The organism is Hymenobacter sp. DG25A, from assembly GCF_001280305.1.
GTDB lineage: Bacteria > Bacteroidota > Bacteroidia > Cytophagales > Hymenobacteraceae > Hymenobacter.
On record NZ_CP012623.1, the window covers coordinates 2,627,729 to 2,642,541 of the forward strand.

At 55.2% G+C, this 14,813-nt stretch carries 9 protein-coding genes and 1 other RNA gene; 8 read left to right on the top strand and 2 right to left on the bottom strand.

Features of this window, described 5'->3' with window-relative positions:
• The first annotated feature begins 112 nt into the window (after window positions 1–112).
• The 3 genes from AM218_RS11250 to AM218_RS11260 all read left to right on the top strand — a co-directional run bounded on the left by AM218_RS11250 (window position 113) and on the right by AM218_RS11260 (window position 4,641).
• Complete coding sequence (locus tag AM218_RS11250; protein ID WP_054413948.1) at window positions 113–1,873, top strand: family 43 glycosylhydrolase; 1,761 nt, start codon at window positions 113–115, stop codon at window positions 1,871–1,873.
• 39 nt (window positions 1,874–1,912) lie between these two features.
• Window positions 1,913–4,228: a beta-glucosidase BglX gene (gene bglX, locus AM218_RS11255; RefSeq protein WP_054413949.1), complete on the top strand. Its 2,316-nt coding sequence runs from the start codon at window positions 1,913–1,915 to the stop codon at window positions 4,226–4,228.
• Between the two features lie 143 nt (window positions 4,229–4,371).
• The gene (locus AM218_RS11260) at window positions 4,372–4,641 is read left to right on the top strand and encodes a hypothetical protein (RefSeq protein WP_044512015.1); all 270 of its coding nucleotides are present in this window, start codon (window positions 4,372–4,374) and stop codon (window positions 4,639–4,641) included.
• Between the two features lie 63 nt (window positions 4,642–4,704).
• Here AM218_RS11260 and AM218_RS11265 read toward each other — a convergent pair whose 3' ends face one another.
• Both AM218_RS11265 and ssrA read right to left on the bottom strand, forming a co-directional pair.
• A complete protein-coding gene (locus AM218_RS11265; protein ID WP_157547636.1) occupies window positions 4,705–5,211 on the bottom strand; it encodes a hypothetical protein in 507 nt (168 codons plus the stop codon).
• A gap of 215 nt (window positions 5,212–5,426) precedes the next feature.
• Window positions 5,427–5,797, bottom strand: a transfer-messenger RNA (tmRNA) gene (gene ssrA, locus AM218_RS16395).
• A 279-nt stretch (window positions 5,798–6,076) separates the two neighbouring features.
• Between ssrA and AM218_RS11270 the strand changes: the two genes are divergently transcribed.
• The 5 genes from AM218_RS11270 (at window position 6,077) to AM218_RS11295 (ending at window position 14,723) form a co-directional block, all read left to right on the top strand.
• Window positions 6,077–8,077: a DNA polymerase III subunit gamma/tau gene (locus AM218_RS11270; RefSeq protein ID WP_054413952.1), complete on the top strand. Its 2,001-nt coding sequence runs from the start codon at window positions 6,077–6,079 to the stop codon at window positions 8,075–8,077.
• Window positions 8,078–8,530: 453 nt separating this feature from the next.
• Window positions 8,531–11,482: a M16 family metallopeptidase gene (locus AM218_RS11275; protein ID WP_231717477.1), complete on the top strand. Its 2,952-nt coding sequence runs from the start codon at window positions 8,531–8,533 to the stop codon at window positions 11,480–11,482.
• 177 nt (window positions 11,483–11,659) lie between these two features.
• Window positions 11,660–12,925 (top strand): NADP-dependent isocitrate dehydrogenase, encoded by a 1,266-nt coding sequence (gene icd, locus AM218_RS11280; RefSeq protein WP_054413953.1) that lies wholly within the window; start codon window positions 11,660–11,662, stop codon window positions 12,923–12,925.
• A gap of 73 nt (window positions 12,926–12,998) precedes the next feature.
• Entirely contained in the window at window positions 12,999–13,484 is a 486-nt protein-coding gene (locus AM218_RS11285; protein WP_157547637.1) for a hypothetical protein, read from the top strand.
• Window positions 13,485–13,991: 507 nt separating this feature from the next.
• A complete protein-coding gene (locus AM218_RS11295; protein WP_071843769.1) occupies window positions 13,992–14,723 on the top strand; it encodes an MOSC domain-containing protein in 732 nt (243 codons plus the stop codon).
• Window positions 14,724–14,813: the final 90 nt, after the last annotated feature.

Genomic DNA, 14,813 nt, shown 5'->3' on the forward strand with positions numbered 1-14,813 from the left:
AGCGCAGTCGAAGCATCTCGCTAGTGTGGTGAAATCAATTAACACTGCAACGTCAGCACGCGAGATGCTTCGACTGCGCTCAGCATGACAGACGTATTCGCCTATTCCACCCATGTTCAGAACCGTGCTTCTCATCTACCTGCTCACGCTACTGACTCTGCCCATGGTAGCCCAACCCACGGGCAGCCCGGGGCAGCGCACGTACTGCAACCCGCTGAATCTGGACTACGGCTACACGCCCATTCCCAACTTTTCGGAGGCGGGCCGCCACCGCGCCACCGCCGACCCGGTTATCACGCTTTACAAAGGCGACTATTACCTGTTCAGCACCAACCAGTGGGGCTATTGGTGGAGCAAAGACCTTTACAACTGGAAGTTCGTTTCCCGCTCCTTTCTCAAGCCCCAGCATAAGGTGTATGACGACCTATGCGCCCCGGCCGTGTGGGTGCAGGGCGATACGCTGCTGGTTTTTGGCTCTACCCACGAGAAGAACTTCCCCATCTGGATGAGCACCAACCCCAAGGCCAACGAGTGGAAAGAAGCCGTGGAGCCGTTCCAGATTGGCGCCTGGGACCCCGCTTTTTTCCTGGATGATGACGGCAAGCTCTACCTCTACTGGGGCAGCAGCAACGAGTTTCCGCTCTACGGCCAGCAAATCAACCGCAAAACCTTCCAGCCTATCGGACAGCCAAAGGTGATGTTCGGGCTCAACGACAAGCAGTTCGGCTGGCAGCGCTTCGGCGAATACCTCGACAACACCTTCCTGAACCCTTTTATGGAGGGCGCCTGGATGACCAAGCACAACGGCAAATACTACCTGCAGTATGGCGCGCCCGGCACCGAGTTCAGCGGCTACGCCGATGGCGTGCAGGTGAGCGACAATCCCCTGGGCCCGTTCACGCCGCAGCCGCACAACCCGTTTGCCTACAAGCCCGGCGGCTTTGCCCGCGGCGCGGGCCACGGCAATACCTTTCAGGATACCTGGGGCAACTGGTGGCATCTTTCCACCATGGTAGTATCGGTGAAAAATAACTTTGAGCGGCGCCTGGGCCTGTGGCCGGCTGGCTTCGATAAAGACGGCGTGCTGTACGCCAACACCACGTTCGGGGATTACCCGCATTACCTGCCTACCGGCCCCGAGGACCATTTGAAAAGCCGTTTTACGGGCTGGATGCTGCTGAATTATCAGAAACCCGTGCAGGTATCTTCCACGCTGGGCGGCTACCTGCCCAACTACGCCGTAGATGAAAGCATCAAAACCTACTGGAGCGCCGCCACGGCCAACAAAGGCGAGTTTATTCAGACCGATTTAGGCAGCGTGTGCACCGTGCGCGCCATTCAGCTGAACTATGCCGATCAGGATGCCGAATTTCTGGGTAAGCAGCAAGGCATCTATCATCAGTACAAGCTCTGGCACTCTGAAAACGGCAAGAAATGGAAGCTATTGGTGGATAAAAGCCAGAATAAAACCGACGTGCCGCACGACTATATCGAGCTGCCCGAAGCTGTGAAAACCCGGTTTATCAAGCTGGAAAACATCCACATGCCCACCGGCAAGTTCGCCATCAGCGGGCTGCGCGTGTTTGGACTGGGCAGCGGCCCCGCGCCGGCGGTAGTGAAAGGCTTGGTAGTATTGCGTACCGAAACCGACAAGCGCAGCGCCTGGCTGAAGTGGATGCCTTCCTCTGATGCCTACGCCTACAACATCTACACCGGCATTGCCCCCGATAAGCTTTACAGCTGCATTATGGTGCACGGCCAGAATGAGTACTATTTCAAAGGCATGGATAAAGACCGGCCGTACTACTTTAGCATCGAGGCCATCAATGAAAACGGCGTGTCTACCCGCACGCCGGTTATGGAATCGAAATAATCCTGTCTCCCCTATTACCTCATCATAATTTTCGCTTACATGAAACGAACCTTCCGTACTGTCTTGCTGCTGGCGCTCAGCCTCCAGCTAAGTCCGCCGCTGCAGGCTCAGAAAACCACCCCTGTTACCACTACCGCCTCCGCTGACCCGAAGATGACCAAGTTCATCAACGACCTGATGCAGAAAATGACGCTGGAAGAGAAAATCGGCCAGCTGAACCTTATAACGGTAGGCTTTGACGTGACCGGACCCGTGGTAAGCAAGGACGTGGACGCCAACATCCGCAAGGGCAACGTGGGCTCGGTGCTGAATACTTTCACGCCCAAAGCGGCCCGCAAGCTGCAGGAAATGGCTGTGAAGGAGTCGCGCCTGCACATTCCCCTGATTTTTGGGTACGATGTCATTCACGGGCACCGCACCATTTTCCCCATTGCCCTGGGTCTGGCTTCCAGTTGGGACCTGACGGCCATTGAGCGTAGCGCACGCATTGCCGCCGAAGAAGCTTCCGCCGACGGCATCAACTGGGTGTACTCGCCCATGGTGGATATTGCCCGCGACCCACGCTGGGGCCGCATCTCAGAAGGCTCGGGCGAAGACCCCTACCTGGGCTCCCAGATTGCCCGCGTAATGGTGCGCGGCTACCAGGGCGACGACCTGATGAAGAATAACACGGTGATGGCCTGCGTGAAGCACTTTGCGCTGTACGGCGCCGCCGAAGCCGGCCGCGACTACAACACCACCGATATGAGCATGGTGCGCATGTACAACGAGTACCTGCCGCCCTACAAAGCCGCCATCGACGCTGGCGCCGGCTCCATGATGTCGTCGTTCAACGACATCAACGGCGTGCCCGCCACCGGCAACAAGTGGCTGATGACCGAGCTGCTGCGCAACCAGTGGGGCTTCACCGGCTTCGTGGCTACCGACTACACTGCCATCAATGAAATGACCGCCCACGGCATGGGCAACGATGCGCAGGTATCGGCGCTGGCCCTGAACGCGGGGATTGATCAGGATATGGTAGGCGAGATTTTCCTTAAGAATCTGGCCCAAAACCTGAAGGATGGCACTGTGAAGCAGGAGCAGATTGACCTGGCCTGCCGCCGCATTCTGGAAGCCAAGTGGAAGCTGGGCCTTTTCCAGGACCCCTACCGCTACGCCAACGAGAAGCGCGCCAAGGCTACGCTCATGAAAAAGGAGTTTGTGACCGATGCCCGCGACATTGCCCGCAAGAGCATGGTGCTGCTCAAAAACAGCAATAACGCCCTGCCCCTCAAGAAAACCGGCACCATTGCCCTGATTGGCCCGCTAGCCACCCGCCAGCGCGACATGATTGGCAGCTGGAGCGGTGCCGGCGACTGGAAACAGGCCGTATCACTGGAACAAGGCATCAAAAACGCCGTAGGCAGCTCCGTGAAAGTGGTAACCGCCCAGGGTGCCAACTTCACCGACGACCAGCAGATGATTGACCGTCTGAACGCCCACGGCGGCGAGCTGAACGTAGACAAGCGTACCTCCGAAGCTATGATTCAGGAAGCCGTGCAGCTGGCTCAGGGGGCCGATGTAATTGTAGCCGCCGTAGGCGAAAGCCAGGGCATGACCGGCGAAGCCGCCAGCCGCGCCGACATTGGCCTACCCGGCCAGCAGTTGGAGCTCCTGAAAGCCCTCAAGAAAACCGGCAAACCGCTGGTGATTGTGCTGATGAGCGGCCGCCCCATGACGCTGACCTGGGAAGATGAGAATGCTGATGCCATTCTGGAAACCTGGTTTGCAGGCACCCAGGCCGGCAACGCCATTGCCGATGTGCTGTTTGGCGCCTACAACCCCTCGGGCAAGCTCACGGCCACCTTCCCCCGCCACGTGGGCCAGGTACCCATCTACTACAACCACAAAAACACCGGCCGCCCCTACGTCGGCGACAAGCTGGACAAGTATAAGTCGCGGTACATGGATGTGCCCAACGACCCGCTGTATCCCTTCGGCTACGGCCTGAGCTACACCACCTTTCAGTACGGCAAGCCCGAGCTGAGCACCACCACGCTTAGCCCCAGCGGCACGCTGGACGTGAAAGTAACCGTGCAGAACACCGGCAACTACGATGGCGAGGAAGTGGCCCAGCTGTATATCCGGGATATGGTGGGCTCCATCTCCCGCCCCGTGAAAGAGCTGAAAGGCTTTCAGAAGGTGATGCTGAAGAAAGGCGAGAGCCGCACGCTCACCTTCCGCCTCACCCCGGAAGACCTCAAATTCTACAACGCCGACCTGAAATTTGCCGCCGAGCCCGGCGACTTCCAGGTGTTTGTAGGCGGCAACTCCCGCGACGTGCAAACCGCCGCGTTTAAGCTCACGGAGTAAGCCTAAAAGGCGGTACCGGCATCGGAAACCCAATTCCGGTGCCGGTATTTCCGGGTGCTGCCACAAGGTTAAAGCACATGGCCCCACCGGCCATAGCTGGTACTTTTCGAACGATTTCCGAAAACAACTGTTTATTTGCCACTATGGCAGAAGTAACCAACCTCACATTTGCAGAAGCAACCCGCACCGAACCCATGGTGCAATATGCTTTCTGTATAGATGCATCCAACCGTCCCGCCAACCACGTGGGCGACTGGCCTGAAGAAGGCAAACTCTACCCCGTACGCACCGTGCCCAGCAAAGTAGAGGGCATGGAGCTGGTCCACGTCCTCGGCTTCGAAGGCGAGGCCCCATACTACAACGCCTTCGGCCCCCACCGATTTGAGATGCTAACGGAAGTGTTTCTGAACTAAAACCTTCTTTTAATTCAAGCACTAATTAAAAAGCCCCGGCCTTAGTAGGCCGGGGCTTTTTAATTAGTTCCCGTTTTTAAAGAAACGCTCTACATCATGCATATGATACATATCATGACGTATCAAATGCCTTAGCCTGTCCCTCATCTTTGTAATAATTTCAAAGTTAGCCTTCGCTGCCTGATGTCTTTCATCTGCTACGGAAAAATCAGATGTTAGAGTAGCGTTATAAATCTGTTGATTCAACGTACTCAATTGAGAGGACGCATTATGACTTAGCCATAAGTTGCTTTTGACAGCGTTAAATAACAGACTGTGAAAGACATCATACTGCTCTTTCGTATGAAATACTACATGATATAATCTCTTGTCAGCTGAATTGGCTGTGCTGTACTGCAGTTCATTTACTACTGTTTCAAGTAATTGATAGGCTGCCAGTCGCTTCTCTATTACCTTCTTAAAATACTCCTTCTGATATTCTTTATCTTTTAAGAAGACAGAAACGAAGTAAGACACACCAGCTGATATAACTCCTGATACTATAGGTATTAAGATTGAAGAATCAGGCATAAAGGTTAAATAAACTGATTACAGGTAAGCGTAAATATAGAGAGTTACACTTCCTGATCCACTAGCACTTCTTTGAGCGGCTCCCCTACGCAATTACACTTAGTATAAAATCCACTACTTAGCTCCTACCTATTATGTAGCAGCAATCTTCATCTATTAGCAAAAGTATTGGCAATACAACAAAAAAGCCCTCCCCGAAACCGGGGAGGGCTTTTTTGTGGAGCTGCAGGGATTCGAACCCTGGTCCAGACAAGGAAGGCGTCGAGCTTTCTACGTGTGTATCTATGCTTAAATTTTCGTGGGAACCCAGGCGCACATCAGGCCCTTGGTTTCCCCTTATCTGTTTGAGTTTCGCCCTGGCGTCACAGCGCCACCAGAACTATCCTAACTACTTACGACGCCCCGAACTCACCCGTGAGAAGGAAGACGGGTGCGGGACGATGACATTACTTAGTACCTAGACTAAGCAGCCATGGCGTACGAATAGTCGCCAGTTATTGTTTGGACGGCTTTTTAGCGGGAGATTCATCCAACTCCCGACACGCTTACTCGCGACTTGCTCAAGCTGTCAATTCCAGTCAGCCCCAGAAAAGAAAGAACGATACCCGCCCCAAGAGGCGGGGTGCGAAGGTACGCACATCAGGCAATAAACGTTGCGGCGGGGTGAATTTGTTCCATTTAAAGTAGCCCACACAGTAGCGCGAAGCGCCGGCTTCGCGTACGAGCACAGCGAGTTCTGACGTATGCGGACGCCGACTACTCGCGTTGCTCGTACGCGAAGCCGGCGCTTCGCGCTACTGGTGGATGGCCCCCTTTTCTCCCCTTCCAAAGCCCGGGTTTTCGCGGTATCTTTGTGGCTAGTCGTATGGAGAATTTCGTTGTATCTGCCCGCAAGTACCGCCCAGCCACGTTTCGCAGCGTGGTGGGTCAGCAGCACGTAACCACTACCCTGCAGAACGCCATTCTGAGTAACCACCTGGCGCAGGCGTTCCTGTTTTGCGGACCGCGCGGCGTGGGTAAAACCACCTGTGCGCGCATTCTGGCCAAAACCATCAACTGCACCAACCTCACTCAAGAGGCCGAGGCGTGCAACGAGTGCGAGTCGTGCCGGGCGTTCAATCAGAACGCTTCTTTCAACGTGCACGAGCTGGATGCTGCTTCCAACAACTCCGTGGAGGATATCCGCTCCCTGGTGGAGCAGGTGCGCTACGCCCCGCAGGCCGGCCGCTACAAAATTTATATCATCGACGAGGTGCACATGCTCTCCAACGCGGCCTTCAACGCCTTTCTGAAGACGCTGGAAGAGCCACCGAGCTACGCCATTTTCATTCTGGCTACCACTGAGCGCCACAAGATTATTCCTACCATTCTGTCGCGCTGCCAGATCTTCGACTTCAACCGCATTAAGGTGGATGATATGCGCAGCCACCTGCGCTATGTAGCTACCCAGGAGAAGGTACAAGCCGAAGACGACGCCCTGCATCTGCTGGCCCAAAAGGCTGACGGTGGCCTGCGCGACGCTCTGTCTATGTTCGACCAGATGGTGACCTTCTCAGGCCACAATCTGACCTATAAAGACGTTATCCAGAACCTGCATATTCTGGATTATGAGTACTACTTCCGCTTAGTTGATGCGCTGCTGACGGAGAACCTCTCGGCTGCGCTGCTCTTGCTGGAAGAGGTGATGCAGAACGGTTTCGACCTGCACAACTTTGTGGTAGGTGCCGCCGAGCACCTACGGGGTTTGCTGGTGTGCAAAGACCCCGTAACGGTGCAGCTGCTGGAAGTATCTGATGGCATTCGGGCGCGCTATGTGCAGCAGGCCCAGGCCGCGCCGCTGGCGTTTCTGCTCTCTGCCCTGAACCTGGTGAGCCTCTGCGACCGGGAATTCAAGCAGGCCAAAAACCAACGTCTGCACGTGGAGCTCACGCTCATGAAGCTGGCCTACCTCAACGGGGCCGTGCAGTTTGCCCGCGACCTGCAAGGTGGCTCGGTCGCCAGCCCGCAGCGCGCATCGTCAGATAACGGCGAGGCGAAAAAAAAAACTAGTGTAACGCCGGCTGCGGCTCCTGCTACCATCAGTAGCCCGCCTACTGCGCCCGTAGCGGCAGCCCCGCAACCTACCAGCACCCCACAACCCGCCGCGCCCATCAAGGCCATTCCAGCCGATCCGGAACCTCTAATTCCAGTGGACAGCGGCGTAGAAGAGCTGCACGAGACGCTTAGCATTGAGAACCCACCCGCGCCGGTGCCCACGCACCATCAGGTGCTGGACAGCACGCCGCACGTGGAAACGGGCCGCCCCAGCGTGGCCGGCCACGAACCCGGCGACATACCGGTAGTAGCGGCGCCCATTCGGCCCATGCCTTCCCTCGCCAAAAGCGGGAGCATCTCCAAACTGCCCAGCCTGGCCGGCATAAAGGAGCAGGCGGCCCGGGAAAACACGGCCAGTCGTGCTACTGCTGTGGAGGAGGATGCGCCCACGATGTCCGGCGCGCTGCCCACTATTGATGATGCCCTATTGCAACAGACCTGGGCAGCGCTGAAGGACAGCTACAAAGCCACGAGCATGAGTGTGTACACCGTGCTGAACCGCCCCATACAAGCCGATGAAAAGCATGTCATCAAGCTCCTCGTTGATAACCCAGTGCAGGAAGACGTGTTCAACGAGTTTCGGGCCGAGCTGACAGGGGAACTGCGCCGCCGCACCGGCTATCCGCGCCTCACCTTGCAGGCCGAAATAGTAGAGCAGCAAAGCACCGGCCGCAAGCTCTATACCTCCGCCGATAAGTTTGAGTACCTGGCCGAGAGATTCCCCGCCCTGGTAGAAATGCGCCAGCGCCTGGGTCTGGATACAGATTTTTAGAGAATAGAATCTAAGAACCTGTTTTTAAGGAAATAAGCCAGAACGTAATTCCCCTTCTTTTTTAAGGAGGGGTGGCCGCAGGCCGGGGTGGTAAATGACGTTGTTTGGTTGTGCGAAGCCCGGACGATATAAATCAAGAGGTGGGCATGCTGACCGTAGTCGAAGCATCTCGCTCGATTCGTTGGATTTACTACACTAGCAAGATGCTTCGACTACGGTCAGCATGACGGCTCAGGTAAACACCGATTAGTCAACCACCCCTAACCCCTCCTCATCTGAGGAGGGGAACTAGCTTTTAGCCGTAGCATACCATAACGAGGTATTAGGCACTCATCCCACTATTCTGGCTTTGTTCTTTTCTATCAAGCTAGAATCCAAATCGGCTTTTAATTCCAAGGCGGGCGGCCTATCTTTGATTTCTTGTTTCCTGCCTGAAATTCTGCGTTTGCTCTCGTGAAAAAACCCTTTCTGCTTTTATTTCCGGCGGTTGTTGCGCTGGGCCTCACTACTCAGTGCCAGTCCAGTAAGCCGGCTGCATCGGCCCCCGCCCCGGTTTCCCAAACCAAGGAATATAAGTACACCACCGTAGAAGGTGACCCACTGAAAGCCCGCATCTACACCCTCGATAACGGCCTGACGGTGTACCTCTCCGACTACGAGGACGCCCCGCGCATTCAGACCTACGTAGCGGTGCGCGCCGGCTCTAAAAACGACCCCAGCACTGCTACCGGCCTGGCGCACTACCTGGAGCACATGGTATTCAAGGGTACTTCGCGCCTGGGCACGCAGAACTGGGCCGCCGAGAAAACCGAGCTGGACAAGATTGAGGCCCTCTACGAAGTATACCGCTCCAAAACCGACCAGACCGAGCGCAAGCGCCTCTACCACCAGATTGACTCGATTTCCAGCGTGGCGGCCAAGTACGCCGTGGCCAATGAGTACGATAAGGTGATGGGTGCCATTGGCGCGAAAGGCTCCAACGCCTACACCTCCAACGAGCAGACCGTGTACCAGGAGGATATTCCCTCCAACCAGATTGAGAAGTGGGCCGCCATTCAGGCCGAGCGTTTTGGCGAGCTGGTACCCCGCCTGTTTCACACGGAGCTGGAGGCCGTGTACGAGGAGAAAAACCGCGGCCTCGACAACGACTTTAACAAGGAGTTTGAGGCCCTGAATGCCAGCTTGTACCGCAAGCACCAGTACGGCACCCAAACCACCATTGGTACCATTCAGCACCTGCAGAACCCATCCATCACGGAGATTAAGAAGTATTTCGACCAGTATTATGTGCCGAACAACTTCGCGGTAGCCCTGAGCGGCGACCTGGATTACGATCAGGCTATCCGGGTGATTGACAAGTACTTTGGGCAGCTGAAGAGCAAGCCGGTGCCCACGTTTACTGTGGCGCAGGAAGACCCCATTACAGCGCCTATTGTTAAGGAAGTGAAAGGCCCCGACGCGGAAAACGTCATGCTCGGCTTCCGCTTTCCCGGCACCACCACGCCCGATGCGCTGGTGCTGCGCATGATTGACAAAATCCTGAGCAACGGCCAGGCCGGCCTGATTGACCTGGACCTGAACCAGCAGCAGAAAGTGCTGCAGGCCGCTTCGTTCACCGATATCAACGACGACTACGCCTCGCACATTCTCTACGCTACCCCACGCCAGGGCCAGAGCCTGACGCAGGTGCGCGACCTGCTGCTGGGCGAGCTGACTAAGGTGAAAAAGGGCGACTTCCCCGACTGGCTGATTCCGGCCATCATCAACAACGAGAAGCTGCAGCGCACCAAGAGCTACGAGAGCAACGAGGCCCGCGCCGGCGCTTTCGTTTCGGCTTTCATTGCCCGCCAGGACTGGAAAGACTACCTCCGCCAGATAGACGACTTCGGTAAAATTACCAAGGCCGATGTGATGCGCGTGGCCAACCAGTACTACCAGAACAACTACGTGGCCGTGTACAAGCGCACCGGCCAGGATCCTAATAAAGTGAAGGTGGTGAAGCCGGCCATTACGCCGGTGCCCGTAAACCGCGAAGTAGCCTCCAGCTTCTACAAGCAGGTAACCGAAATGTCCTCGCCCGAGTTGCAGCCGGTGTTCCTGGACTACAAGAAGGATATTCAGGAGCTGAAGCTGGCTTCGGGTGTGCCGGTGTTCTACACCCGCAACACCGAGAATAACCTCTTCGATCTGTACTACGTGCTCGATATGGGCACCAACAACGACCCACGCCTAGGTCTGGCGGCCGACTATCTGCAGTACCTCGGCGCCGGGAAATACTCCGCCGCGCAGCTGCAGCAGGAGTTCTACAAGCTGGGCTGCTCGTTTGGCGTGCAGAGCGGGCAGGACCGTGTGTACGTGAGCCTCTCCGGCCTCGACGACAACTTTGAGCCGGCCCTGCAGCTTTTCGAAAGCCTGCTGGCCAACCCCAAGCCCGATGCCGCGGCCCTGAAAAACATGGTGGATGGCGTGCTGAAAGCGCGTCAGGATGCTAAGCTGAACAAGCAGGTCATTCTGAGCCAGGCCATGGTGAACTTCGCCAAATACGGCCCCAAGAACCCCTTCACCTCGCAGCTCACCGAAAAGCAGCTGCGCGCCCTGAAGCCGGAGCAGCTGACGGCCCTTATCAAGAAGATTCCGACTTATCAGCACCGCGTATTGTACTACGGCCCTCGGGCTGCTGATGCGTTGACTACCGTGCTGAATGCAGAGCATAAAACACCCGCCACCCTCACCCCTGTACCGGCCAACAACGACTTCGCGGAGCAACCTATGAAGGACCGCAAAGTCTATTGGGTGGATTACAACATGGTGCAGGCCGAAATTTTGTTTTTAACGAAGGGGGATGCGTACGACAAGAGCCTGGTACCCACGGTGAGCCTGTACAACGAATACTTTGGCGGCTCCATGGGCAGCATCGTGTTTCAGGAGCTGCGCGAGAGCAAGGCGCTGGCGTACTCGGCTTCGTCGCGGTATGCCAATGCCGATAAGCTGGGGCGCTCCAACTACATTCTCTCCTACATCGGGACGCAGAGCGACAAGCTGCCCGAGGCCATGGCCGGCATGCAGGCACTGCTGAACGATATGCCCGTGGCCGAAGCCAACCTGCAGATTGCCAAAAACGCCATCCGCAACAGCATTGCCACGGAGCGCATCACCAAGTCCGATATCCTGTTCAGCTACGAGCGCGCCAAGCGCCTGGGCCTGGACTACGACCTGCGCCGCGACGTGTATGAAAAGACCTACAACATGAGCTTTGACGACCTGAAGAAGTTTCAGGAAGCCAAAGTGAAGGGCCAAAACCAGAGCATCCTGGTGATTGGCTCGAAAGAGCGGCTCAACTTCCCGGAACTAGCCAAATACGGGAAGGTACAGCAGCTCACCTTAAAAGAAATTTTCGGGTATTAAGGCAGAGCTTAGGAATTAGGGGCCTGCTCTTAGTTTCTTTGCACCGCCTTTTGGGCGCCCCTTTGTTTTTGCACTACCCGCGGCCCGAGTCCTCCGTCACTCCCGCCCGGCCCGGCACACATCCTTTCACATTAAACCGAAGACCGAAGACCTACGTCCCCAAGTCCTTACATACCAATGGCAGAGCAAAAAATCACCATCAAGAACGGCAAGCTGAACGTACCAGACCAACCCACCATTCCCTTCATTGAGGGCGACGGTACCGGTCCGGACATTTGGGCGGCTTCTGTTAAAGTGTTTGACGCGGCAGTAGCAAAAGCCTACGGCGGCAAGCGCAAGCTGGTGTGGAAAGAAGTGCTGGCCGGGGAAAAGTCTTTCAAGCAGACCGGCAACTGGCTGCCCAACGAAACGCTGGATGCCTTCCGTGAATACCTGGTGGGCATTAAAGGCCCCCTCACTACGCCCGTAGGCGGCGGTATCCGCTCCCTGAACGTGGCCCTGCGCCAGGAGCTGGACCTGTACGCCTGCGTGCGTCCCGTACGTTGGTTCCAGGGTGTGCCCTCCCCCGTGAAGCACCCCGAGCTGACGGACATGGTTATCTTCCGCGAAAACACTGAGGATATCTACGCCGGCATTGAGTACATGAACGGCACCCCTCAGGCTCAGAAAATGCTGGAATTCCTGCAGGATGAGATGGGCGTGAAGAAAATTCGCTTCCCCGAGACGTCCTCGTTCGGCATTAAGCCGGTTTCCAAGGAAGGCACGGAGCGCCTGGTGCGCGCCGCCATCCAGTACGCCATTGAGCAGAAGAAGCCTTCCGTGACCATTGTGCACAAAGGCAACATCATGAAGTTCACCGAGGGTGCCTTCAAAACCTGGGGTTACGAGTTGGCTGAGCGCGAGTTCGGCGACAAAGTATACACTTGGAGCCAGTACGATAAAACCGCCGCCAAGCAGGGCCAAGACGTAGCCGATGCCCAGCAGAAGGCAGCCCTGGAAAGCGGCAAAATCCTCATTAAGGACAGCATTGCCGATGCCTTCCTGCAGCAGATTCTGCTCCGCCCCTCCGAGTACTCGGTAGTGGCTACCCTGAACCTGAACGGCGACTATATTTCCGATGCCCTGGCTGCCATCGTAGGTGGTATCGGCATTGCGCCCGGTGCTAACATTAACTACGTAACCGGCCACGCCATTTTTGAAGCTACCCACGGTACGGCGCCCAAGTACGCTAACCAGGACAAAGTGAACCCCGGCTCGGTTATCCTCTCGGGTGCCCTGATGCTGGAGTACATGGGCTGGCAGGAAGCCGCCGACCTCATCTACAAAGGCATCGAAGCCGCCATTGCCTCTAAGCGCGTCACCTACGACTTTGAGCGTTTGATGGAAGGCGCTACCCTGCTGAAGTGCAGCGAGTTCGGCGACGAGATTATCAAGGATATGTAGTAGTTTGGCTCTTGCCAATTAATAAAGAAACCCCGCATTGGCTTTGGCTGATGCGGGGTTTTATTCTTTCTATATGATAAAGGAAATAACATTTTCTCTTTCAGAATTTTTAGTACCGATACTTGGAGCAATAGTAGCGGCACTTGGATACCTAGTAAAACAGCAGAAAGATGAAATAAAAGGTATTCAAAGTCAGTTATCTGACAAAAAATACAACGTATACAACGAAGTTATTAGTGTCATTTTTGATATAGTAAAAAGCACCAAAGGCTTAAAAAAGCAAAAGGAAAATGATTTGATATCAAAATTGATTGACATTAGAAAGGACCTATACATATACGCTCCAGATAATATTATAAGAAAATTCAATGAATGGCAGCAATACAACGAATTACAACCCGGCAATTCAAAGCATATCTTAATCTACATGGATCTAATAGTTTTAATAAGAAAGGATATGGGACACAGAAAAACCGTTATCCATTCTAGAGAGATATTAAGATCAATCATGTTAAATAGCTCGGAATTCGAATTATTTATGGAATCACTTGACAAATAAATTAAATAGGTTTCCCCTGCAGTCGCTCGGCTATGTCGAGTGACCACTATGCCTGAGCAGCTGTGCTGCGAATTGAGCCGCACAACCTGTACAGCAACTCATACGAATCAAACGCAGGCAGCACAGCTGCTGGAACATAGACGTCACTCGGCACAGCCGAGCGACTGCGGGGACTGCGGGGACTGCGGGGGGATTCACAAAAATCTATTTTTAAATCACTGCAAAATTTGATCAGAATAATGAATATAGTAATTGAAATAATAACAATGACTTTACTAGCTTACCCAGGGGCATTTATTCTTTGGATATTGAACGGATTTAAGACACCATATAGCATCTTAATAAAAGACGACATTTGGTATAACTCACTATTCTCATTGATACTAATAATTATTTACCTTATCATAAATCAGTATTTTATACACGTTTTCTAACCCCTCACTGGCATAATCTTAAAGCTCGTGACTAGCCTTGAGGTGAAGTTCCTCTTTCTCCTGCTATCAACTCATGCCTTCGCTCCTGCCTCTATCCATTCCACTCACAGCCGTATCTGTGGGCAAGCCCCAGCAATTAGGCTCGCCTGATGCCCCAAACCCACTGGCGCGGAAATGGGTAACGGCCATCCGCAAAACCGCCGTTACGGAACCGCTGTGGCTGGATGCGCTCAACCTAACCGGCGACGGGCAAGCCAACCTGAAAGCCCACGGCGGCCCCGATCAGGCGTTGTGCGTGTATCCCGGCACCCATTATAGCTACTGGTCGGAGCGGGTGGACCAGCCCCTGCTACCCGGGAGCTTCGGCGAGAACCTCACGCTGGCCGGCTCTTGCACCGAGCAGGACGTTTGCCTCGGCGACGTATTTCAGTGGGGCGAGGCGCAGATTCAGATTTCGCAGCCCCGCTCGCCTTGCTTCCAGCTGGGTTTGCGCTGGCAGCTGCCTTTGCTGCCCAAATGGCTACAGGATTCCGGCTTCACGGGCTGGTACATGCGCGTGCTGCAGCCCGGCCGGGTGTCGGCGCATGATACGCTGGAGCTGATAGAGCGCCCCTACCCCGAGTGGACGGTGGCCCGCGCCAACAGCGTGAAATATGAGCTGCGCGAGGACCTGGCGCTATCAGCCGCGCTGCCTGCCTGCCCGGCACTGGGCCACTTGTGGCGGCAAAAAATGCTGGGGCGCACCTCCGGCACCCTTCCCCTCTACGACGACGCCAACCGACTGGAAGGACTTACCGCCGGATAGTAATACCAAGCCACTGGCTGCTCTAGCCCGTCATGTCGAGCGCAGTCGAGACATCTCGCGTGCTGATGTTATAATGGTATTGTCATGCTG